The 23,543-nt window shown below is 69.8% G+C and carries 18 protein-coding genes; 15 read left to right on the top strand and 3 right to left on the bottom strand.

Annotated features, from left to right (window positions below; translation table 11 throughout):
• Positions 1 to 38: 38 nt before the first annotated feature.
• Positions 39 to 1,142 (bottom strand): ice-binding family protein, encoded by a 1,104-nt coding sequence (locus GA0070561_RS15660; RefSeq protein WP_244166252.1) that lies wholly within the window; start codon positions 1,140 to 1,142, stop codon positions 39 to 41.
• A 316-nt stretch (positions 1,143 to 1,458) separates the two neighbouring features.
• Positions 1,459 to 2,112: a class I SAM-dependent methyltransferase gene (locus GA0070561_RS15665; protein ID WP_244166254.1), complete on the bottom strand. Its 654-nt coding sequence runs from the start codon at positions 2,110 to 2,112 to the stop codon at positions 1,459 to 1,461.
• A 119-nt stretch (positions 2,113 to 2,231) separates the two neighbouring features.
• Between GA0070561_RS15665 and GA0070561_RS15670 the strand changes: the two genes are divergently transcribed.
• Positions 2,232 to 2,987, top strand: a complete 756-nt coding sequence (locus GA0070561_RS15670) for an SDR family oxidoreductase (protein WP_091401139.1) — start codon at positions 2,232 to 2,234, stop codon at positions 2,985 to 2,987.
• Between the two features lie 9 nt (positions 2,988 to 2,996).
• Here GA0070561_RS15670 and GA0070561_RS15675 read toward each other — a convergent pair whose 3' ends face one another.
• Positions 2,997 to 5,222, bottom strand: coding sequence for a hypothetical protein (locus GA0070561_RS15675; protein WP_091401141.1), 2,226 nt, complete (start codon positions 5,220 to 5,222; stop codon positions 2,997 to 2,999).
• Between the two features lie 238 nt (positions 5,223 to 5,460).
• Here GA0070561_RS15675 and GA0070561_RS15680 point away from each other — a divergent pair, with 238 nt between their 5' ends.
• The 14 genes from GA0070561_RS15680 to GA0070561_RS15745 all read left to right on the top strand — a co-directional run bounded on the left by GA0070561_RS15680 (position 5,461) and on the right by GA0070561_RS15745 (position 23,381).
• Positions 5,461 to 6,609: an FUSC family protein gene (locus GA0070561_RS15680; protein WP_091401142.1), complete on the top strand. Its 1,149-nt coding sequence runs from the start codon at positions 5,461 to 5,463 to the stop codon at positions 6,607 to 6,609.
• 91 nt (positions 6,610 to 6,700) lie between these two features.
• Positions 6,701 to 7,225 (top strand): hypothetical protein, encoded by a 525-nt coding sequence (locus GA0070561_RS15685; RefSeq protein ID WP_091401144.1) that lies wholly within the window; start codon positions 6,701 to 6,703, stop codon positions 7,223 to 7,225.
• Positions 7,226 to 7,298: 73 nt separating this feature from the next.
• Positions 7,299 to 8,141 (top strand): DUF4097 family beta strand repeat-containing protein, encoded by an 843-nt coding sequence (locus tag GA0070561_RS15690; RefSeq protein WP_091401146.1) that lies wholly within the window; start codon positions 7,299 to 7,301, stop codon positions 8,139 to 8,141.
• Positions 8,142 to 8,174: 33 nt separating this feature from the next.
• Positions 8,175 to 9,152, top strand: coding sequence for an ATP-binding cassette domain-containing protein (locus GA0070561_RS15695; protein WP_091401148.1), 978 nt, complete (start codon positions 8,175 to 8,177; stop codon positions 9,150 to 9,152).
• Complete coding sequence (locus GA0070561_RS15700; protein ID WP_091401151.1) at positions 9,149 to 9,937, top strand: ABC transporter permease; 789 nt, start codon at positions 9,149 to 9,151, stop codon at positions 9,935 to 9,937. The genes GA0070561_RS15695 and GA0070561_RS15700 overlap by 4 nt, the downstream gene beginning before the upstream one ends.
• Before the next feature lie 778 nt (positions 9,938 to 10,715).
• Positions 10,716 to 12,398 (top strand): ribulokinase, encoded by a 1,683-nt coding sequence (gene araB, locus GA0070561_RS15705; protein ID WP_091402164.1) that lies wholly within the window; start codon positions 10,716 to 10,718, stop codon positions 12,396 to 12,398.
• The gene (locus GA0070561_RS15710; protein WP_181518457.1) at positions 12,395 to 13,087 is read left to right on the top strand and encodes an L-ribulose-5-phosphate 4-epimerase; all 693 of its coding nucleotides are present in this window, start codon (positions 12,395 to 12,397) and stop codon (positions 13,085 to 13,087) included. The genes araB and GA0070561_RS15710 overlap by 4 nt, the downstream gene beginning before the upstream one ends.
• Positions 13,088 to 13,217: 130 nt before the next feature.
• The gene (locus tag GA0070561_RS15715) at positions 13,218 to 14,222 is read left to right on the top strand and encodes an ABC transporter substrate-binding protein (protein WP_373861706.1); all 1,005 of its coding nucleotides are present in this window, start codon (positions 13,218 to 13,220) and stop codon (positions 14,220 to 14,222) included.
• A 190-nt stretch (positions 14,223 to 14,412) separates the two neighbouring features.
• Positions 14,413 to 15,954, top strand: coding sequence for a sugar ABC transporter ATP-binding protein (locus GA0070561_RS15720; RefSeq protein WP_091401153.1), 1,542 nt, complete (start codon positions 14,413 to 14,415; stop codon positions 15,952 to 15,954).
• Positions 15,951 to 17,021, top strand: a complete 1,071-nt coding sequence (locus GA0070561_RS15725) for an ABC transporter permease (RefSeq protein ID WP_091401155.1) — start codon at positions 15,951 to 15,953, stop codon at positions 17,019 to 17,021. Before GA0070561_RS15720 ends, GA0070561_RS15725 begins: the two co-directional genes overlap by 4 nt.
• Positions 17,018 to 18,007 (top strand): galactofuranose ABC transporter, permease protein YjfF, encoded by a 990-nt coding sequence (yjfF, locus tag GA0070561_RS15730; RefSeq protein ID WP_091401158.1) that lies wholly within the window; start codon positions 17,018 to 17,020, stop codon positions 18,005 to 18,007. Before GA0070561_RS15725 ends, yjfF begins: the two co-directional genes overlap by 4 nt.
• 26 nt (positions 18,008 to 18,033) lie before the next feature.
• On the top strand, positions 18,034 to 19,536 hold the full coding sequence (araA, locus tag GA0070561_RS15735; protein ID WP_091401160.1) for an L-arabinose isomerase: 1,503 nt from the start codon (positions 18,034 to 18,036) through the stop codon (positions 19,534 to 19,536).
• 340 nt (positions 19,537 to 19,876) lie between these two features.
• Positions 19,877 to 21,982, top strand: coding sequence for a family 43 glycosylhydrolase (locus tag GA0070561_RS15740; RefSeq protein ID WP_091401162.1), 2,106 nt, complete (start codon positions 19,877 to 19,879; stop codon positions 21,980 to 21,982).
• 412 nt (positions 21,983 to 22,394) lie between these two features.
• Positions 22,395 to 23,381 (top strand): LacI family DNA-binding transcriptional regulator, encoded by a 987-nt coding sequence (locus tag GA0070561_RS15745; RefSeq protein ID WP_181539476.1) that lies wholly within the window; start codon positions 22,395 to 22,397, stop codon positions 23,379 to 23,381.
• The last annotated feature ends 162 nt before the right edge of the window (positions 23,382 to 23,543 follow it).

Raw genomic sequence — 23,543 nt, forward strand, 5'->3', positions numbered from 1 at the left:
ACGTGGCCCGGCCGGGATCACACCGGCCGGGCCGCCGATCAGGACTCCAGGCGTCGCCGCCGGGCCAGGAAGAACGCGACCGCGCCCAGCACGACCAGCACACTTCCGACGCCGGTCATGGCCGGGACCGCACCGCCGCCGGTGACCGGCAGGATGGGTTGCTTGCCGCCGCCACCAGGTTGACCGGGTGCGCCAGGGCTGCCAGGTGCACCGGGGCTGCCAGGCGCTCCGGGAGGTCCGGACGGACCAGGTGCACCGGGGCTACCGGGGGCTCCGGGGGCTCCGGGGCTGCCGGGTGCGCCAGGCGCTCCCGGGCTACCGGGCGCTCCGGGGCTGCCGGGTGCGCCGGGACTACCGGGTGCTCCGGGGCTGCCAGGTGCACCGGGGCTACCGGGTGCTCCGGGGCTGCCGGGCGGACCGGACGGGCCGGGCGGACCGGTGGGCCCGGGTGGGCCGGTCGGTCCGGGCGGGCCCGTCGGCCCGGCGCAGTTCGGCGCGGTGATGACGTTGGTGTCGAGGGTGACGGCGGCGGTACGCGCCAGCGCTCGGCCCTGGAGGGTCGCGCCCGTGGCCATCGTGATCGCGGCCTGAGCCATGATGGTGCCCACGAAGGTGGTGCCGGTGCCGATCGTCGCCGAGCTGCCGATCTTCCAGAACACGTTGCAGGCCGAAGCCCCGTTGATCAGGACGACGCTGCTGTTCGACGCCGTCGTCAGCGAGGAGTCGACCTGGAAGATGAACACGGCCGACGGGTCGCCCTGGCCGTTGAGCGTCAACGGTCCGGTCAGTTGGGCGGCTCCGATCCGGTAGACCCCTTCGTTGAGCGTGTTGCCACCCAGCTCGGCCGGCAGGATGGTGAACGGGGTCCGGCCGGCGGCGTCGTTGAAGGCGATGGTCAAATCGCTCTGGGCCTGTAGTGCGACCGCGTCACCGAGGTGTACCTCGCCGCCGATGGTTGCCGTTTCGAATCCGGACTGGGTGTTTCCGGGGAACCGCCCGAGGCTCTGGGCCAGGAAGCTGGGGCCGGTGTTTGTGGGCTCCGCTCCAGCCAGGACGGAGAAGTCGGCCGCCGTCCCCAGGTTGACCGGTGCTTCCTGCGCGTTTGCGGCGGTCGAGCTGAAGAGCAGCAGGCTGGCCGCCACTGTGGCGGCTGCGCCAGCCGCGAGCGACGGCAGGACAACTCGCCGCCGTAGCCAATTTTTGGGTTCAGCTGTCACAGAACACCCTCCGTGGGTACTACTCGCAGGAGACGTCCGAGCGAGCGGCGTCCTGCGTGATACGGCCTGTATGGCGCCGATAAGCGCGCTGACCACCACATCACGTCAGGTGTTCAAATGAGGGCAAATTGGGACAATAGCCGAAGTGAATCTATCTGAATTGGACTAACCTTCGCGTTCTTGTTTGCCGCTTCCGCGACAGGCGGGCGGGTGCGGCCAAGCGGTCGAGCCGAACCTCGGCCTACCGCCGGCCCGTTGGGAGCGGCCTGACCGCGCGGCCGAGGACGCAGGGGGAGGAGGGGCTGTTGCTGGTGGCCGGGAAACGGAATTTGCGCAGCTCCTGCACCTCGAAGCCGGCCGCCACGATGGCGGCGACGGTGTCGCGATTGGTGTGGCAACCGGCGAACAGCTTCGGCCAGAGTGTGGCGTCGAGGAGTCGTTGGGCGCGGTGCAGACCGGTGGCCTCCTCGGCGGCCACGTGCTCGAAGAACCGCACCTGGCCTCCGGGACGCAGCACCCGGCTGATCTCGGCCAACGCGCTCACCTGATCGGGCACGGTGCACAACACCAACGCGACCACCGCCGCGTCGAACTCGCCGTCCCCGGTGGGCAGCGCCTCGGCCAGACCGTCGACGACCGTGACCGGAACCGGCGCGGCAGACGCGGCGCGCTCGGCAGCGGCACGCAGACGCCGCTCCGGTTCGACCGCGAGGACCTGGGTCACCCCCGGCGGATAGTGGGCGAACATCCGCCCGTTGCCCGCGCCGATCTCGATCACCCGGCCGGAGAGACCGGCGACCAGGTCCCGCCGGAACGCCGCAGTGCCGGCGCGGTCCATGGCGACGCTGAGCCGCTCGTAGACCCGAGCGAACACCGGATGGGACACCTTGGCCACGTCGACCTCCTGATCTCCGTCGAACTGTTCTCCCGCGATTGTCCTGCATCCGTGCACGCTTTCCGTCTTACTGGTTTGCAGCACGATTCAACCCAGTGCAGACAGGACGTGGTGCGGCCATGAAGATCGTCGTCATCGGGGGCAGCGGCCTCATCGGTTCCAAGCTCGTGGACCGCCTCGGCGCCCAGGGCCACGAGGCGGTGCCGGCATCGCCGAAGACCGGGGTGAACACCCTTACCGGCGAGGGAGTGGCCGATGCGCTCACCAACGCCGAGGTCGTCGTCGACGTGTCGAACTCGCCGTCGTTCGAGGACGCCGCCGTACTGGAGTTCTTCGAGACCTCGACCCGGACACTCCTCGCCGCCGCGTCGGACGCCGGGGTGAACCACTACGTGGCGCTTTCCATCGTGGGCTGCGACCGGATCCCGGACAGCGGGTACATGCGCGCGAAGGTCGCCCAGGAGAAGCTCATCGTCGCGTCCGGACTCCCGTACTCGGTGGTGCACGCCACCCAGTTCTTCGAGTTCCTTCAGGGCATCATCGACACCGCCACGGACGGCGACACCGTGCACCTCGCGCCGGTACTCATTCAACCGATGGCCGCGGACGACGTCGCGGCCGCGGTAGCCGAGGTCGCGCTCGGCGCGCCGACGAACTCCGTGGTCGAGGTCGCCGGGCCGGAGCAGTTCCGCCTCGACGAACTGGGCCGGTCCCTCCTCGCCGACCAACAGGATCCTCGTTCGGTGGTGGCCGACCCCGACGCCCGCTACTTCGGTGCCAAGCTGGGCGAACGCTCGCTCGTCCCGGCCGACGGTGCCAGCCTCGCCGGCACCGCCCTGGACGACTGGCGTGCCCGGGCGGGCCGGGGACACTGAGCCGGCCCGCTACCGCGGCGTCCTGGGCGGGCCGGCCCGCCCACCCAGGCGCTGCACCAACTCCCGTACCGCCTCGGTGAACGGCTCGTCCGACTCGCCCGGCCAGTGCCCGTGGATGGGTGGGGCGACGCTGTCCCCGGGGGGTGTCACCACGTCACGGGGATCACGTTGTCGACGATCCACCGCGGCGGCCGGGTCACCGGTGGGCGCGGGTGCGGGACGTGGCGAGAAGATCCAGCCACCGATGGGGTCGGTGTCGCGCCACAGGTTCACCCAGCGCCAACCCACCCGCCGGCCGATCTCGTGCAGTGCCGCGTCGTCGACGTACGCGGGGAAGAGCCGTGCGTAGAGGCGGCGCAGCGGGGATCCGTGGGTGAGCAGGGCGACCCGGTCGCCGACCTTCGGCGGCAGTTGGAGCACCGTGGCGGCGAGCAGAACCGAGCCGTGGCTGTGCCCGGTGAGCAGCACCGCGTCGCCGCGCTCGACCAGATAGGTGATCCGGCGGGCCAACTCCGGCACCGCCCGCTCGGAGTAGCAGGGCGGTGCGAACGGATGGGCGGCCCGGGGCCAGAAGGTGCCGAGGTCCCAGAGGACACCGATGTGCCGGCGGTACGGCTCGGTGCGGTACGCGAAGATGCCGCCGATGATCAGACCGAGGATGATCGCCGCGATCACCCAGCTACCGAACGCGATGACGAACGTGATCGCGCCCGCCGGGAATCCGATGTTCCGCTCGATGACGTCGCCCGGGACCTGCCCCAGCAGGCCGATGGTGGTGGTGGCCGTGCCAAGTCCGGCGAGGCAACCGTAGAGCACTGCCAACGGCACCAGCTTCTCGGTGAAGCGAGCCCGGGCTATCGCGTCTCGGACCTGCCGCAGTCGGGGCCCTGCCTCGGCCGGCGGGTTCGGGAAGTCGCGCGCGACTATCGCCGCGGCGGCCCGCCGTCGACCGCGGCGGGAGATCAGGATGACGAGGCCGGCGACGATCGCGGTGAAGAGCACCGCGCGGAAGAAGCCGTAGATCGCCCAGGTGTAGGCGCGGGGTGGGCCGGAGGCGATGCCCGCTCCGGTGGACACGCCGCGGTCCAGGAAGTCCGCCACCCGGTAGACCAGTTCGGCGGAGTACGCCACCGCCATGCTGATCCCGGTGGCGGCGACAACGAGAGCGCCCAGCCCGAACAGCGGGGTGGCGCCGTGGTCCCGGCGCCGGTGCCAGAGCAGCACCACGCCCAGGGCGGCCAACAGCGTCGTCTGCGCCACGAACAGACCGGCCAGGGTCGGGTCGTAGCCGGGGAGCCCGTGCTCCTGCGGCCACGGCTGCGAGCTGGTCGGCACGTGTGCCACGACGACCACGGTCAGGACGATGGCAGCGCTCCGGAGGGTGCGGGTGACCCGGTCGAGCCGCTGGTCGCCGGGGGCCCTGTCCATCATCGGCGGTGTGCAGAGCAGTCCCACGCAGCCCGTCAGGATCACCCCCGTGATCGCCGTCAGCGCGATCGTGGCCGGCGAGGCGTCACTGGCGCCCCGGGCCAGAAGCAGGACGAGGTCCAGCGTCGCGAAGGCGGCCGCGACGTGGATGGCGCGCAACCGGCCCACCAGTGGCTCGGCGTCCCACTGGCCGACCGTGCCGAGCCGAGACGCGGAGGTGCCCTGATCAGGCGCCCGGAACGCCTCGAAGGTCCGCCCCGGACGGCAGCTGACCCGCCAGATCAGACCGACCGCGGCGGCCGGGACCAGCGCGAGCACCGCCAGCCGCAGTCCGACCGGGCGTCCACCCAACCAGGACAACCAACTGCGTCCCGCCAGGCAGTCCGGCGCGGCCAGGCACTTCCAACCGACGAGGTCCAGGGCGACCCCGGCGATGGCGAGCACGTACAACACGGTGAGCGTGAGTGCCAGCACCCGGCACAGGGACTTGACCGTCGCCTCGGAACGTGGGTTCGCCGGGCGCATCCAGATCGCGACGTTCACCAGCATGAACGGGAGCAGGAAGACCACCGCCAGGGTGCGGGCCACGGTCCCGGAGGGCAGGTCACCCCAGCGGTACGCCTCAAGCGTCACGCCGTGCACGCCAGCGCTGTCTGAGTTCCGGGGGCGCGGCCGGTAGAACCCGCCACTGCGGTCACCGGCTACCTGCCCGGTCTGTTGCAGGTCCAGCACCTGTGCGGCGCTCGCGCCGGAGACTCCGTGCACCCGTAGCTCCACGACGTCACCGGAGTCGTCCAGCCCGCTCAACCGCGCTGATCCATCCTTCGTCCTCCCGAGGCGTCTCGCAGCCCTTGTCCCGCGACCCAGCCCGACGTCACGCGCCGGGCCGCCGACCGCGGTGACGGCAGAGCCGGGTCTACCCGATCCGGACGCCCTCAATCTCGGCCGGCCGGGGCGCTACCCGCCCAGGCCGGGCCCGACCGGCGGTCACCGGCCGGGCCATGCCGGCGAGGATTGATCCGGCCGTGGCGGGGTAGGTGCCGCCATGGTCGCTGCCGGTCGGCGCGGAGCGGACGCGGGCCCGTCGACCGTCGCCCGGTGGTGGGACCGCCTGGTGGCCGCGTTGCGCGACCGGGTCCGTCGGGTACGAACCATCGGCGGCCTGGCCCTGCAGGCCGGCCTGGCCGCGGCGCTGTCCTGGCTGGTGGCGCATTCGCTACTCCAGGTGTCGCAGCCGGTCTTCGCGCCGATCTCCGCCGTCTCGACGCTCGCCGCATCGGTCGGCCAGCGGTTGCGTCGCACCGTCGAGCTGATCATCGGGGTCACCGTCGGAGTGCTGATCGGCGACCTGCTCCTCCTGGTGATCGGCACCGGGTGGTGGCAGCTCGCCCTGATCGTCGTGCTGGCGATCGTCGTCGCGCTCTTCCTCGTGGGTAGCGCGGCGGTGGTGATCCAGGCCGGGGCGACGGCGGTGCTCATCGCCACGCTCAGCCCGGCCGTCCGGGATCTGGAGATTCCCCGGTTCGTGGATGCGCTCGTCGGGGGAGGGGTGGCGCTGCTGGTCACCGCCGTGTTGCTGCCGTTGAACCCGCTGCGGGTGCTCAACCGGGCCGCGCGGCCGGCGTTGGATCTTCTCGCGACCCAGCTTGACGCCACCGCCGAGGCGCTGGCCGAGCGGGATGCCGCTCTGGCCCGTACCGCCCGGGGTGAGCTGCGGCAGAGCGCGAGCCGGTTGAAGGCGTTCGTCGAGGCGACCCAGGGCGCCCAGGAGGCGAGCACCCTGTCACCGGTGTACTGGCATCAACGGCACGGGCCGGTGGGCCGCTACGCGCAGGCGGCGGAGCCGATCGACCGGGCGATGCGCAACAGCGGCACCCTGATCCGACGATCGGTGACGCTCATCGAGGACGGCGAGCCGGTGCCGGAGTCGCTGCCGACGGCGGTGGCCGATCTCGCCGAGGCGGTCCGCCTGCTCAAGCGGCAGTTCGCCGTTGGCGCCGAGCCGAACCGGGCCCGGGAGCAGGCGCTACGAGCGGTCCGGACGGCCGGCCACGCCTATCGGGACGGCGTTGGCTTCTCCGGTGCGGTGGTGGTGGCACAGGTCCGGACGACAGTCAGTGACCTCCTGGTCGCCTCCGGCCTGAGCCAGGAGGACGCGAACCACCTGGTCAGGAGGCTTTTCGGCGACGTCTGAGAGTCAGGTGAACCCCGGCGGAGCCAGGCGGCGGCATCTTCCTGAGCCATGCCTGTTGCACTCTGAGCCAAAGTGGTGCCATGATGGTGCCATGGAGCTGAGGTCATACGTCGAGAACCTTCGTAACGAGTTCGCCGTGGCCGCGGAGGGCGTGGACCCGGAGGCCCGAGCGCTGGCCGAACGACTCTTCGCGCAATTGGAGGCGGCCACCCGTCTCACGCTGCTCGAAGCGCTGTCGGACGCGGCCGACGAGATCACCCGCGACCTCGCACCGGGCTCGGTGCACGTTCGGTTGCGCGGGCGCGAGCCCGACTTCGTGGTGACGCCGGCCAGCCCGCCGGTCGCGGTGGCGAGCGAGCCCAGCGGCCCGCCACCGCTGTCGGTGCCGGTGTCCGCGCCCGACGGTGACGAGGGCGGCACCTCGCGGATCAACCTGCGGCTCCCCGATCACCTGAAGGCCAGCGTCGAGGACGCCGCCGGCCGCGCCGGGCTCTCGGTCAACGCCTGGCTGGTGCGCGCCGTCGCCGGTGCCATCGGGGCGGGCGATACGCAGCGTCGTCCACCCCGCCGGGTGGAGCCGACCTCCGGCCAGCACTTCACCGGCTGGGCCCGCTAACTTCCCGTACCCCTTCCACCACCACGCCGCCGACCAGCGGCGACCTCCGCCGACCACAGTTCGGGAGACCACCATGCCTGTTTTCGAGACGCCAGAACCGATTTCCGTCCAGATCGACCTGCCGATCGGCGATGCCTGGATCGCCGCGAGCGACCGCACCGACACGGTCGTGACGGTGCGGCCCCGCGACCCGTCGAGCAAGGCCGACGTGAGCGCCGCCGAACAGAGCACCGTCGAGTTCACCGCCGGGCGACTGGTGATCCGGGTGCCGAAGAGCTGGCGCCGCTACGGGTTCGGTCCCGGCCCGTCGGTCGACGTCCAGATCGAGCTGCCGACCGGGTCACGGGTGTACGCCGAGGCGGCGTGGGCGGCGTTCCGCTGCGAGGGTCGGCTCGGCGAGTGTCGGATCAAGACCGGCAGCGGCATCCGACTCGACGAGACCGGGCCGTTGGAGATCGACAGCAGCCACGGCGAGGTCGCGGTCGAGCGTGTGCTGGGTTCCGCCCGGGTGAAGGCCTCGTCCGGCAAGGTGCGCATCGGCACGGTCGACGGCACCGCCGAGATCAAGAACTCGTCCGGCGACTGCTGGATCGGCCACAGCGGTGGCGACGTGCGGATCAACACGGCCTACGGGGACATCACAGTGGACGCCTCGCAGGCCTCGGTGACGGCGCGCACCGCCTACGGCAACCTGCGGCTCGGTGCGGTCACCCGCGGCGCGATCGACGCACAGACCTCCTTCGGCGCGATCGAGGTCGGCATCCGTCGCGGGACCGCCGCCTGGCTCGACGTGAGTTCCAAGCACGGCCGCGTGCACAACGCGCTGGAGTCGACCGACAGCCCGGCGCAGACCGACGAGACGGTCGAGGTCCGGGCGAACACGTCCTACGGCGACATCATGATCCGCCGCGCCTGACCCACCGCCCCGCCGACCACAGATGAGGAGACCATGACCAGCTCCATGAACCCCGCGATCGTCGCCACCGACCTGCGCAAGTCCTACGGCGACAAGGTCGTGCTGAACGGCATCGACCTGATGATCACCGAGGGCACCATCTTCGCGTTGCTCGGTCCGAACGGCGCCGGCAAGACGACCACCGTGCAGATCCTCTCCACCCTGATCGACGCCGACGGCGGTAACGCCCGCATCTTCGGCCACGACCTGACCCGGGAACCCGACGCGGTACGCGCGCTGATCGGCGTCACCGGCCAGTTCTCCGCCGTCGACAACCTGCTCACCGGTCGGGAGAACCTGATCCTGATGGCCGACCTGTGCCACCTGGACAGGGCCGCCGGTCGGCGGCGGATCGGCGACCTGCTCGACCAGTTCGACCTGACCGAGGCGGCGGGCAAGCCGGTGTCGACGTACTCCGGTGGCATGCGCCGACGGCTCGACCTCGCGATGACCCTGGTCGGCGAGCCCCGGGTCATCTTCCTCGACGAGCCGACCACCGGCCTCGACCCGCGCAGCCGCCGGGCCATGTGGCACATCATCCGCGCGCTCGCCGCCGAGGGCGTGACCATCCTGCTCACCACGCAGTACCTGGAGGAGGCCGACCAACTCGCCGACCGGGTGGCGTTCCTCGACCACGGCCGACTGATCGCCGAGGGCACGCCACGCGAACTCAAGCGTCTCATCCCGGGCGGTCACGTCGTGTTGCAGTTCGCCGACCAGGAAGGGCTCGACTCGGCGGCCCGGACGTTCGACGCCGCCACCCGGGACGACGCGGCGCTCACCCTCCAGGTGCCGAGTGACGGCGGGGTCGGGTCGCTGCGATCCCTGCTCGACCAGCTCGACCGCGCCTCGATCAGCGTGGCGGGGCTCTCCGTGCACACCCCCGACCTCGACGACGTCTTCCTCACCCTCACCGGTCAGCCCGACACCCGGGCCAGCCGAACCGACCACGAAAGGGCTCCCGCGCGATGAGCACCCTCTCCCTCGCCGTCCGCGACTCGAGCACCATGCTGCGGCGAAACCTGCTGCACATGCGGCGGTATCCGTCGATGACGTTCCTGCTCATCGGCATCCCGATCATCATCCTGCTGCTCTTCGTCTACGTCTTCGGCGGCACGCTCGGCGCCGGTCTCGGCCCGTCCGGGGACCGGTCCCAGTACGCCAACTACGTCACCCCCGGCATCCTGCTCATCACTGTGGTCAGCGCTGCGCAGGGCACCGCCATCTCGGTCGCGATGGACATGACCGAGGGGATCATCGCCCGGTTCCGCACAATGTCGATCTTCCGACCGTCGGTCCTGACGGGTCATGTACTGGGCAGCCTGGTGCAGACCATGCTCAGCCTCGTGGCCGTCATCCTCGTGGCGCTGCTGGTCGGGTTCCGGCCCAACGCCAACGCTGTCGAGTGGCTCGCGGCGATCGGCGTGCTCGCCATGGTCACCTTTGCGCTCACCTGGCTGTCCGTCGCCCTCGGCCTGGTCAGTGACAGCGTCGAGACGGCCAGCAACCTCCCCATGCCGCTGATCCTCCTGCCGTTCCTCGGCAGCGGGTTCGTCCCCACCGACTCCATGCCGACCGCGGTGCGGTGGTTCGCGGACTACCAGCCCTTCACGCCCGTCATGGAGACCCTTCGCGGCCTGCTGCTGGGTACCGGGATCGGCGCCAACGGGATCATCGCGGTCGTCTGGTGCGCCGTCATCACAGTGGGCTGCTTCCTCTGGGCCAAGGCCCTGTACAACCGCAACCGGACGGCCTGATCCGTCCGGAGCGCTCGGTCCCGCCAACGCAGGCGGAGAGCCGGCGGCTCGGCCCACAGGGGTCGGGCCGCCGGCTCGTGGCGTAGTGCGACCGGCGGGTCGGCGACCGCGAGTGCGTGATCGGGCGTCGGGCCGCCGACGCGAGTGCGTGATCGGGCGGCGGAGCGCCGACGTGAGTGCGTGATCAGCTCGGCTTTCGTGAATTCGGCCGATCACGCCGCCACGGGCCCCGCGACTTCAAGAAGCGCGAGTGGATCTTGCTTTCCGGGGCCGCCCGACGCGCCGTTGGGCGCGGGCGCCGACCGGGGGACGCGGGCACACCAAGACGTTGAATGTTATCGATAACACAGGCATGCCGTCCGGCTTTGCGGTGGGTGGGTCGCCCTCCGGAGCGCTCAGTCATGAGCCCGCATGGTCGTCGATGGCTGTCGGGCAGATCCGGGCACGCGACCGCGACGCCCTGGGAATGTTATCGCTGCCATCATCGCCGTGGGGAGAAGTGGTCGCTATCGGACGGCAACGCCACGGTGCGCGGCGCACTGGACCTGTCGCGCCGCCGGTCGACGGGTCTCCGGGTGGCACTCGTGCCGGAGGCGGGCCCCATTCGTCGGATGGCTGTCGCAGTTGAGGGTGGAATCTTGGGGTTTGCACCGGTCCGCTATCTACCCTCCCGAGTCGGTCCGCCTTCCGCGTTCCGTTACGGAGCTGTTGCGGGTAGATGTCTTGACGAGCCTGGATGTGAGCGTTAACACTATCCCCGTTAACGGTGGAGGTGAACATGAACCGTGTGGACGGAGCTGACGACCGCTACGTCGTCGGTGTCGACTACGGCACCCTGTCCGGGCGAGCTCTGGTGGTCCGTGTCGGCGATGGTGCCGAGTTGGGGACCGCGGTGCACGAGTACGGCGATGGCGTGATCAGCACTGCGCTTCCGGGAGGTCGAACGCTGCCCCCGGACTGGGCCCTGCAGAACCCACAGGACTACCGCGACGTTCTGCGGTACGCCGTCCCGGCGGCGGTGTCCGCCGCGGGGGTGGACCCGGCGGCGGTGGTCGGCATCGGCATCGACTTCACCGCCTGCACCGTGCTGCCGACGCTCGCCGACGGCACCCCGCTGTGCGAGACGCCCGAGCTGCGCGACCGACCGCACGCCTGGGTCAAGCTGTGGAAGCACCACGCCGCGCAGCCGCACGCCGACCGGATCAACGCGCTGGCCCATGAGCGGGCCGAGCCGTGGATCGGCCGGTACGGCGGCAAGATCTCCGCCGAGTGGCAGTACGCCAAGGGTCTGCAGATCCTGGAGGAGGACCCGGAGGTCTACGACCGGGCCGAGCGCTTCATCGAGGCGGCCGACTGGATCGTCTGGCAGCTCTGCGGCACCGAGACCCGTAACGTCTGCACGGCCGGCTACAAGGGCATCCTGCAGGACGGTCACTACCCCTCCGAGGGCTTCCTGACCGCGCTCAACCCCAACTTCGGTGACTTCGTGGCCAAGCTGGACGGTCCGTTGCTGCCCCTCGGCGCCCGGGCCGGTTCGCTCACCGCCCAAGCCGCCGCCTGGACCGGCCTGCCGGAGGGGATCGCGGTGGCCGTCGGCAACGTCGACGCGCACGTCACCGCGGCGTCCGCGCAGGCGGTGCAGCCCGGTCGGCTGGTCGCCATCATGGGCACCTCGACCTGCCACGTCGTCAACGGCGCGGAGGTCGCCGAGGTGGCCGGCATGTGCGGTGTGGTGGACGGCGGCATCAGCCCCGGCGCGTGGGGTTACGAGGCTGGGCAGAGCGGTGTCGGCGACATCTTCGGCTGGTTCGTCGAGCACGCCGCTCCGGCCGGCGTCGACTCGCACGAACGCCTCACCGAGCTGGCTGCGAGTCAGCCCGTCGGCGGGCATGGCCTGATCGCGCTGGACTGGTGGAACGGCAACCGTTCCCTGCTGGTCAACCACGACCTCAGCGGGATGATCGTCGGCATGACCCTGGCCACCCGGCCGGCGGACATCTACCGGGCCCTGCTGGAGTCCACCGCGTACGGCACCCGGATGATCATCGAGGCGTTCGTCGACGCCGGAGTCCCGGTGAACGACCTGGTGATCGCCGGTGGTCTGACCAACAACGCGCTGCTGATGCAGATCTACGCCGACGTGACCAGGCGACCACTGAACATCATCGCCTCGGCGCAGGGGCCGGCGCTGGGCTCGGCGATCCACGCCGCCGTCGCCGCCGGCGAGTTCCCCTCGATCCACGAGGCGTCGCAGGCGATGGGTCGGGTGCACGAGGCCGTCTACCGTCCGGACCCCGAGCGGGCCCGCGCCTACGACGCCCTCTACGCCGAGTACCGGGCCCTGCACGACCACTTCGGACGTGGCGGCAACGACGTCATGCTCCGCCTGCGGGCGATCCGCAACGCGGCGGTCGAGACCGCCGCGACCACCCACGAGGCCCCGCTGGAGGTGGTGGCGTGAACGCCGAGGTGACCCGACAGATCGCCGAGCTGCGCGAGACCGTCGCCCGCCTGCACGCCGAGCTGACCCGGTACAACCTGGTCGCCTGGACGTCCGGCAACGTCTCCGCGCGGGTCCCGGGCCAGGACCTGATGGTGATCAAGCCGAGTGGGGTGAGCTACGACGACCTCACCGCAGCCACGATGGTGGTGTGCGACCTCGACGGCGTTCTCGTCGAGGGCGACTTCGCCCCGTCCAGCGACACCGCCGCCCACGCCTACGTCTACCGGGCCATGCCCGAGGTCGGTGGGGTCGTGCACACGCACAGCTCGTACGCGACCGCCTGGGCCGCGTGTGGGGAGTCGATCCCCTGCCACCTGACGGCCCAGGCCGACGAGTTCGGTGGGGAGATCCCGATCGGCCCGTTCGCGCTGATCGGCGGTGACGACATCGGCAAGGGCATCGTCGCCACGCTCGCCGGGCACCGCTCGCCCGCGGTGCTGATGCGCAACCACGGCGTGTTCACCATCGGCCGCGACGCCCGCGCGGCGGTCAAGGCGGCGGTCATGTGCGAGGACGTGGCCCGTACCGCGCACCTCGCCCACACCCTTGGGCAGCCGGTCCCGATGGCCCAGGCAGACATTGATGCTCTTTATGACCGTTACCAGAACGTCTACGGTCAACAACCAGTCGCACCGGCGGGTTCCTGACCCCTGCACCGATCATCCGAGACCCGTCGGTCTGCACCACGACGCACCAGCACGCACCACCCGCGTACGCCGCTCTTTCGCACCTCGGCGGTTGGCGCGGTTACCCACCACATCCAGCCAAGGAGATTCGATGGGAAAGATGCGAACGCAGTCCGCTCCGTGGCGCGCTGCCGCGGTCCTCGCCAGCGTGCTGCTGGTCGGCGGCGTGGCGGCCTGCGGCAATAGCGACACCGGCGGCGGCGGCACCAAGGACGACGGCAAGATCACGATGGGCTTCTCCCAGGTCGGTGCGGAGAGCGGGTGGCGTACCGCGAACACCACCTCGATCAAGGAGGCCGCAGCCGAAGCGGGCATCGAGCTGAAGTTCGACGACGCTCAGCAGAAGCAGGAAAACCAGATCAAGGCGATCCGCAACTACATCCAGCAGAAGGTCGACGTCATCGCCTTCTCGCCGGTGGTGGAGTCCGGGTGGGACACCGTGCTCAAGGAGGCCAAGGACGCCGACATCCCGGTCATCCTGACCGACCGCTCGGTGGACTCGGCCGACAAGTCGCTGTACAAGACCTTCCTCGGCTCGGACTTCGTCAAGGAGGGCAAGCTCGCCGGTGAGTGGCTGGTCGAGCAGAAGAAGACCGCCTCGGGCCCGGTGAACATCGTCGAGCTGCAGGGCAACACCGGTGCGGCGCCGGCGAACGATCGCAAGAAGGGCTTCGGTGAGGCGATCGCCGCCAACCCGAACCTGAAGATCATCGCCTCCCAGCCAGGTGACTTCACTCGCGCCGGCGGCAAGCAGGTCATGGAGCAGTTCCTCAAGGCCAACCCGAAGATCGACGTGTTGTTCGCGCACAACGACGACATGGGTCTGGGCGCGCTCGAGGCGATCACCGCCGCTGGCAAGGTGCCCGGCAAGGACATCACCATCATCACTGTCGACGCCGTCAAGGACGGCATGCAGGCTCTCGCCGACGGGAAGTTCAACTTCATCGCGGAGTGCAGCCCGCTGCTCGGCCCGCAGCTGATGGACCTGGCCAAGAAGGTCCACGCGGGCGAGGAGGTGCCGCCTCGGATCGAGACCGAGGAGACCACCTTCACGACCGAGCAGGCCAAGGAAGCTCTGCCCAACCGTAAGTACTGATCGACGACGGGGTCGCCGCGTTCGCGTGGCGGCCCCGCCGCGTCGCTTCCCTACCCGAAACGGACCGGGCTCGGCCCGCGACGACCTCCGAACCGCGCCCGCCCGAGCGGCCCCTCAGGGGACGACCGGGCGGGCGTGGCGGGAGCGTAGCGGCCCTTCCGTGTCGACAACCCAGAAGAGGTCTGATGGGATGACGGATAGCCGTCCGGTCCTGACGATGACCGGGATCAGCAAGTCCTTCCCCGGGGTGCGCGCACTCCACGACGTCAACTTCCGGCTCTTCCCCGGCGAGGTGCACGCCCTGATGGGCGAGAACGGCGCCGGCAAGTCCACCCTCATCAAGGTGCTCACCGGCGTCTACGACACCGACCAGGGCGCGATCACCCTCGACGGTGAGCCCGTGTCGTTCACCGGGCCGATGCAGGCGACCGCCGCCGGTGTGAGCACCGTTTTCCAGGAAGTCAACCTCTGCACCAACCTCTCGGTCGCGGAGAACATCTTCATCGGCCGTGAGCCTCGGCTCCTCGGCGCCGTCCGCTGGGGTGAGGTCCGCCGCCGCGCCCGGGCCCTGCTGGCCCGCCTCGACCTCGACCTCGACGTCAGCGCGCCACTCGGCTCGTACTCGCTCGCGATCCAGCAGATGGTCGCCATCGCCCGCGCCATCGACATCAAGGCCCGGGTGCTGATCCTGGACGAGCCGACGTCCAGCCTCGACGCTGGCGAGGTGGCGCAGCTGTTCCGCATCATGCGGCAACTGCGCGACGAGGGAATCGCGATCCTGTTCGTGACCCACTTCCTCGACCAGGTCTACGAGATCGCCGACCGGATCACCGTGCTGCGCAACGGCGGGCTCGTCGGTGAGTACCTCACCACCGAGCTGCCCCAGCTCTCCCTGGTCGAGAAGATGATCGGCAAGGAGCTCGACGTCCTGGAGGGCATCGAGGAGCACTCCCGGCGGGACCTGGCCGCGCTGGAGGAGGGCACCCCCCTGGTGGCGGTGTCGAACTTCGGTCGGTCGGGTGCGGTCGAGCCGTTCAGCCTCACCATCCACGCCGGCGAGGTGGTGGGCCTGGCCGGCCTGCTGGGCTCGGGGCGTACCGAGGTCGCGCGGTTGCTGTTCGGGGCGGACCGGACCGACGGCGGTCAGGTGGCGATCGACGGCACGGCGAGCAGCCTGCGCACCCCCGCGCAGGCCATCGACCACGGCGTGGGCTTCTGTTCGGAGAACCGCCGGGCCGAGGGGATCGTCGCGGACCTGTCGGTCCGCGAGAACATGATCCTCGCCATGCAGGCGGCACGCGGCTGGCTGCGGCCCATTCCGCGTCGCCGCCAGGACGAGCTGGTCGACAAGTACGTCAAGGCCCTCAACATCCGGCCCGCCGACCCGGAGGTGCCGGTACGCAACCTCTCCGGCGGCAACCAGCAGAAGGTGCTGCTGGCCCGGTGGCTGATCACCGAGCCACGGCTGCTGATCCTCGACGAGCCGACCCGGGGCATCGACATCGGCGCGAAGACCGAGATCCAGAAGCTCGTGACGCAGCTGTCCGACGGGGGCATGGCGGTGCTGTTCATCTCCGCCGAGCTGGAGGAGGTGCTGCGCCTCAGCCACAAGGTGGCCGTCATGCGGGACCGGCAGATGGTCGCGCAGCTCGCCAACGACGAGAGCCTGGACGCCGACCGCATCATGCAGACCATCGCCAGCGGATCCCACCGGGAGGAGGCAGACCGATGAACGACACCATGAGCCGCTATCGGACGATGATCGGTCACCGGCTGTTCTGGCCCGCCGCCGTGCTGTTCGTCATGCTCGCCGCGAACACGATCTACCGGCCCGGGTTCCTGTCCATCGAGCTCAAGGACGGGCACCTGTACGGCACGCCGATCGACATCCTGCGGCTGAGCGCACCGCTGATCCTCGTCGCGTTGGGCATGACCCTGGTCATCTCCACCGGCGGCATCGACCTGTCGGTGGGCTCGCTCTGTGCGATCAGCGGCGCGATCGCCTGCATGTACATCAGCAAGCAGCCCGACCAGAACAGCCTTGGCGTGGTGATGACCGCCCTCGCGATGGCGCTGGGTGTCTCGCTCGTGCTCGGCGCCTGGAACGGGGTGCTGGTGGCCGTGATCGGTATCCAACCGATCATCGCCACCCTGATCCTGATGGTGGCCGGCCGGGGTCTCGCCCAGCTGATCACCGAGGGCCAGATCATCACCATCAACTCCGAGCCGTACCGGGCGATCGGCCTGGGCCACGCGTTGACCCTGCCGCTGGCCATCTTCATCGCTCTCGCCGCGGCCCTGCTGGTCGCCGCGTTCACCCGTCGCACCGCACTCGGCATGATCATCGAGTCGGTGGGCGGCAACGCCATGGCCAGCCGGCTCGCCGGCATCCGGTCCGGCCGGGTCATCTTCCTGGTGTACGTGATCAGCGCCGCGTGCGCCGCGGTCGCCGGGTTCATGATGACCGCAAACGTCTCCAGCGCCGACGGCAACGCCGCCGGCCTGTGGGTCGAGCTGGACGCGATCCTCGCGGTCGTCATCGGCGGTACGTCGCTCGCGGGTGGCCGGTTCTTCCTCAGCGGCACGATCATCGGCGCGCTGATCATCCAGACCCTGACCACCACGGTGTACGCCATGGACATCTCACCGCAGACCTCGCTGCTGTTCAAGGCGGTCGTCGTCATCGCCGTCTGCCTCATCCAGGCGCCGGCCTTCCGGGCCCGGTTCAGCCGACGTAGGCGCAACGTCCCGCCGCCCGCCACCATCGCCGACAAGCCGAAGGAGCAGGTGCCGGCATGACCACTGGAACGCTTACCGCCGGTCGTACCCGGTTCCGGCTGCCGAGGAAGCAGATACCGGTCCTGGCGACGCTCGCCCTGCTGCTGGTGATGTACGCCATCGGCGTCTCGCAGTACACGGCGTTCTCCAACGTCCAGGTCATCTTCAACGTCTTCATCGACAACGGCTTCCTGCTCGTCGTCGCGGTGGGCATGACCTTCGTGATCCTCACCGGTGGTATCGACCTGTCGGTCGGTTCGGTGGTCGCGATGACGGCGATGGTGTCGGCGGCGCTGCTGCAGGACGGCATGCCGGCGGCGCTGGTGCTGGTCATCGCCCTGCTCATCGGCCCGACGCTCGGCCTGTTGATGGGCTGCGTCATCCACTTCTTCGAGATCCAGCCGTTCATCGTCACGCTCGCCGGGATGTTCTTCGCCCGGGGCATGTGCACCTTCATCTCCGGCGCGTCGATCCCGATCACCGACGGGTTCTGGACCTCGATGTCGCAGGAGCGGATCGGGAACCCGCGGGGCAACTTCGTGTCGATCAGCGTGCTGATCGCCTTCGTGGTGGTCGTCATCGCCGCGTACACGCTGGCCTACACCCGGCTGGGGCGCAACGTGTACGCCATCGGCGGCAACCCGCAGTCGGCGCTGCTGATGGGCCTGCCGGTGGGGCGGACCCGGATCGCCGTCTACACGATCAGTGGTCTGTGCTCGGCCATCGGCGGGATCCTGCTGTCGTTCTACACCCTCTCCGGCGCGCCGCTGATCGGCGTGGGGATGGAGCTGGACGTCATCGCCGCCGTCGTCATCGGTGGCACGGTGCTGACCGGCGGCGCGGGTTACGTCTTCGGCACGGTGCTCGGCGTGCTGGTCCTCGGCGTGATCCAGACGCTCATCACCTTCGATGGGAGCCTCAACTCCTGGTGGACCAAGATCGTGATTGGTGGTCTGCTCTTCGCGTTCATCCTCCTTCAGCGCCTCATCGGAATCCGTTACAAGTGACCGCCCCTCTCGCGGAAGGCAACTCCATGGCACCACACACCGAACCCGAGATCTGGTTCCTCACCGGCAGCCAAGGCATGTACGGCGAGGAGACGCTCCGCCAGGTGGCCGAGCAGTCTCGCCAGATCGCGGCCGCACTCGACGACTCGCCGCAGATTCCCGCCCGCGTGGTCTGGAAGCCCGTCCTGACCAACAGCGGTGAGATCCTGCAGGTCTGCCGGGACGCCGCCGCTCAGGGTGCCGTCGGGGTCATCGCCTGGATGCACACGTTCTCACCGGCCAAGATGTGGATCTCCGGTCTGGACGCGTTGCAGACACCGCTGCTGCACCTGCACACCCAGGCCAACGTTCTGCTGCCGTGGAACGACATCGACATGGACTTCATGAACCTGAACCAGGCCGCCCACGGCGACCGTGAGTTCGGGTACATCCAGACGCGTCTCGGTGTGGCACGTAAGACCGTGGCCGGGCACGTCAGCGACCCGCGGGTGACCACTCGGATCGGGGCGTGGGCCCGCGCCGCGCTGGGCTGGTCGGCGATGCGGTCGCTGCGCCTGGCCCGCTTCGGTGACAACATGCGCGACGTCGCGGTGACCGAGGGCGACAAGGTCGAGGCCGAGCTGCGGTTCGGGGTCTCGGTCAACACCTACGGCGTCAACGACCTGGTCGAGGTGGTCGGCGAGGTCACCGACGCGCAGGTGGACGACCTGGTCAAGGAGTACGAGGACACCTACCGCATCGTCGGCGAGCTGCTGCCCGGCGGCGAGCAGCACGACTCGCTTCGGTACGCCGCGCGCGTGGAGTTGGGCATGCGCGCCTTCCTGGACGCGGGCGGGTTCCGGGCCTTCACGACGAACTTCGAGGACCTCGGTGGGCTGCGTCAGCTGCCGGGCATCGCCGTACAGCGGCTGATGGCGGACGGCTACGGCTTCGGCGGTGAGGGTGACTGGAAGACCTCGGTCCTGGTCCGCACCCTCAAGGCGATGTCGGTGGGCGTGAGCGGCGGCACGTCGTTCATGGAGGACTACACCTACGACCTCACCCCGGGCAACGAGCTGGTGCTCGGCGCCCACATGCTGGAGGTCTGCCCGACGATCGCCTCCGACGTGCCCAACGTGGAGATCCATCCGCTGAGCATCGGTGGCCGGGAGGACCCGGTCCGGCTGGTGTTCGACGCCGCGCCCGGTCCGGCCGTGGTGCTCGGGCTGTCCGACATGGGGGAGCGTTTCCGGCTGGTGGCCAACGAGATCGACGTGGTGGCGCCGCCGCAGCCGCTGCGCCGGTTGCCGGTTGCCCGCGCCGTCTGGCGTCCGCGCCCCGACCTGCCGGTCTCAGCCGAGGCGTGGATCACCGCGGGCGCCCCGCACCACACCGTGCTGTCGCAGGCGGTGGGCGTGGAGGAGCTGCACGACCTGGCGGAGATGAGCCGCACCGAGCTCGTCGTCATCGACGCCGCCACGGAGCCTCGCCGCTTCGCCGACGAGCTGCGCTGGAACCAGGCCTACTACCGGCTGGCCCGCGGCTTCTGATTCGCGCGGTCTGATCGTACGAAATACGGGTGGTCCACCCCTGCCTGCGGGCGGGGGTGGGCCACCCGTTCGCGTGTGCGCCAGCGGAGGCCATGAGGCGGTTGTGTTACGCCTTGACTAACGGCATGTTATCGCTCACAGTCTATAACCAAGATGGTCGATGTCGTTGGCTGGTCCGGCCGCGCGCGCGTCCTACCCCAACGGTTTCGGCACCTCGTCACCGCGACGGTCGGGCGATCGGTGTTAGCGATCACATGGCCGGGCGTGGTCAGCTCGGTGCCCCGCCCGGCGCCGCGGACGCCGACCCAGACCGCACGGTTCGCGTCAGCAGAGGAGGATCATGCTTTCCATCGGTCGGGTTCCCCGGGGTGCGCCACGACGGCGTGGGTGGCTGTCGAGACTCGCCGTCGCCGCGATGGTGCTGGTGGTCGGTGGCGCGGCTGCTGCCGTCGCCTCGTCGCCCGCATCAGCGGCCACCGTCGACACCAGCGCCTGGTACGTGTTGGTGAACCGCAACAGTGGCAAGGCCGTGGACGTGTACAACCTGGCCACGAACGACGGTGCGCGGATCACCCAGTGGACGCGTAACAACGGCAACCAGCAGCAGTGGCAGTTCGTGGACTCCGGAGGCGGCTACTACCGACTCAAGTCGAGGTTGTCGGGCAAGGTGCTGGACGTCTCCGGCCGCTCGACCGCCAACGGCGCCAGCGTCGTGCAGTGGACCGACAACAACGGCACCAACCAGCAGTTCCGGCTGGCAGACTCGGACGGCGGGTACGTCCGGTTGATCAACCGCAACAGCAACAAGGCGATGGAGGTGCAGGGCGCCTCGACCGCCGACGGTGGCAACATCGTGCAGTACGACGACTGGAACGGCACCAACCAGCAGTGGCAGCTCGTCCGCGTCGACGGCGGGACCGACCCCACGACGCCACCCCCGTCGAACGGCACCTACTCGAACCCGGTGGTCTGGCAGGACTTCGCCGACGTCGACATCATCCGGGTGGACAACGCCTACTACATGTCGGCGTCCACCATGCACTACTCGCCTGGCGCGCCGGTCCTGCGCTCGTACGACCTGGTGAACTGGGAGTTCGCCGGTCACTCCGTGCCTCGACTCGACTTCGGCTCGAAGTACGACATGAGCGGTGGCAACGCCTACGTCGACGGCATCTGGGCGTCGACGCTGAACTACCGGCCGAGCAACCGGACGTACTACTGGGCCGGGTGCATCGACTTCGCGCAGACCCACATCTACACGGCGTCCGCCGTCGACGGCACCTGGAGCAGGCACACCACCATCCCCAACTGCTACTACGACGCGGGGATGCTGATCGACGACAACGACACCATGTACGTGGCGTACGGCAACGGCACCATCAGCGTGGCGCAGCTGTCCGCGGACGGGAAGTCCCAGGTCCGCGCCCAGCAGGTGTACCAGACGCCGTCGAGCATCGGGACGCTGGAGGGCGCCCGCTTCTACAAGCGCAACGGCGCCTACTACATCTGGCTCACCCGCCCCGCCAACGGCCAGTACGTGCTGAAGTCGACGAACGGCCCGTTCGGCCCGTACGAGCAGCGTCAGGTGCTGCTCAACCTGCCCGGCCCGATCTCCGGTGGCGGTGTGCCGCACCAGGGTGGGCTGGTGCAGACCCAGAACGGCGACTGGTACTACATGTCCTTCGTCGACGCGTACCCCGGTGGCCGGATGCCGGCCATGGCCCCGATCACCTGGACCGGCGACGGCTGGCCCGTGCTGCAGACGGTCAACGGCACGTGGGGCAGCTCGTACCCGAAGCCGAACCTGCCCGCGCCGCCCCGGGCCGTCAAGCCGCTCACCGGCACCGACACGTTCGCCGGCACCACGCTCGGCCCGCAGTGGGAGTGGAACCACAACCCGGACAACAGCAAGTGGTCGGTCAACAACGGGCTGAACCTGCAGACCGCCACCGTCACCAGCGACCTGTACAAGGCGCGCAACACGTTGACCCACCGCATCCAGGGCCCCACCTCGACCGCGACGATCGAGTTGGACTACTCCACCATGCGCGACGGTGATCGCACCGGCCTGGCGGTGCTCCGCAACTCGTCGGCCTGGATCGGAGTCCGACGGGACAACGGCTCCACCCGACTGGTCATGCAGAACGGTCTGACGATGGACGGCAGCTGGAACACCACCAGCACCGGCAGCGAGGTGGCGAGCACCGCTGTCTCCGGTGGCCGGATCTGGTTGCGCGCCAACGCCGACATCAGACCCGGCTCCGGCCGACAGGCCCGTTTCTCGTACAGCACCGACGGGGTGAACTTCACCTCGTTCGGCAACGCCCTGACACTGGCGAACAACTGGCAGTTCTTCATGGGCTACCGATTCGCCATCTTCAACCACGCGACGCAGTCGCTCGGTGGCGCGGTCACCGTGCGGCGGTTCGACCTGACCACCCCGTGACGCCGGTCACACGACGATCGCTCTGACCGGTGGCGCTGGCGACGCAGCCCTGGCGGCATGTGAAGTCCGCGCCACCGCGTCAGGTCCTCGCCGGCCTGTTCCACGCTCTGTCCAGGAGCGAGGGCAGGCCGGCGTACCACATCAGGACCGTGACCCGTACCGGTTGGTTGGTGACTCCGGACGGGCACGGCGTCGTACGGCATCGGCGCGTGGAGCGGTCCCCGCACAGCCGTGCCGTGTTCGGGGCCGTTGCTGGCGTAGACTGTCGGCGATCCAGCGCTGGTCACCTGGGATTCAGCACCGGCGTGGTGACTGAGCGAGGGGGATCGGGCCGGTCCGCTCCAGTCGACGTCGACGGGCCGCGGGCCGGAGATGTAGCGGGGGGAGTGAAATGGCCGTCCACGGTCCCGCGATGACGGACGTTGCTCGTCTCGCCGGTGTCTCCCATCAGACGGTGTCGCGGGTGCTCAACGGGCACCCCAACGTCCGTGAGCAGACCCGGCTTCGGGTACGCGCGGCGATCGCCGAACTCGGCTACCGCCCCAACGGCGCGGCACGCGCTCTGGTGACCGGTCGATCACAGGTCATCGGTGTGGTCGCGCAGAACACGACGCTCTACGGTCCGGCATCGCTGCTGGCCGCCCTGGAGCAGACCGCCGCGGAAGAGGGCTTCGCGGTCAGCGTCGGCAGCGTGCGAAACCTGGACCACCGCTCCATCTCGGCGGCCGTCGAGCGGCACCTGTCGCACCGGGTCGCCGGCATCGTGGTCATCGCCCCGGTCGAGTCGGCCGGCGAGGCGCTGGAGCGCCTGCCCAAGGATGTCCCGCTGGTCACGGTCGACGGTGACCCGAGCCGGCCGGTGCCGCTGGTGACTGTCGACCAGGTGGCGGGCGCCCGGGCGGCGACGCAACATCTGCTCGACGCTGGGCACCGCACCGTGTGGCACGTCTCCGGGCCGACCGACTGGTTCGACAGCGTGGGTCGGATCGACGGCTGGCGGCAGGCGTTGCTGGCCGCGGGGCTCGATCCGCCGCCGCCGATGCCGGGGGACTGGTCCGCGGCGTCGGGTTACCGGTGCGGGCAGATGTTGGCGCGGATGCCGGAGGTCACCGCCGTCTTCACCGCCAACGACCATCTCGCGCTGGGCGTGCTGCGGGCGCTGCACGAGTTCGGTCGACGGGTGCCGCACGAGATCAGCGTGGTCGGCTTCGACGACGTGCCGGAGGCGGCGTACTTCATTCCGCCGCTGACCACCGTCCGACCGGACTTCGACGCGGTGGCGCGAGCGAGCCTGCAGATGCTGCTGTCCCAGATCGAATCGGGCACCGGCGGGGCGCTGCGGCAGACCATCGCCCCCGCTCTGGTGGCCCGCGAGAGCGTCGCCCCACCTCGTCGCTGACGGTCGGACCAACCACCGGAGGTCGCCCCCGCGTAGTGCGGGGGAGCGGCCCCGCCGCTGCCCCCCGCCCAGCCGTGGGCGCGCGGGTTCGCGCCGGCGTGCGCCAATTTTCGGCTCCTTCGCTCGATAAGACGCGACTCGATGGGTTGCTGAGCGCGACCA

Origin of the sequence: Micromonospora saelicesensis (assembly GCF_900091575.1) — a bacterium.
Taxonomy (GTDB): Bacteria; Actinomycetota; Actinomycetes; order Mycobacteriales; family Micromonosporaceae; genus Micromonospora; species Micromonospora saelicesensis.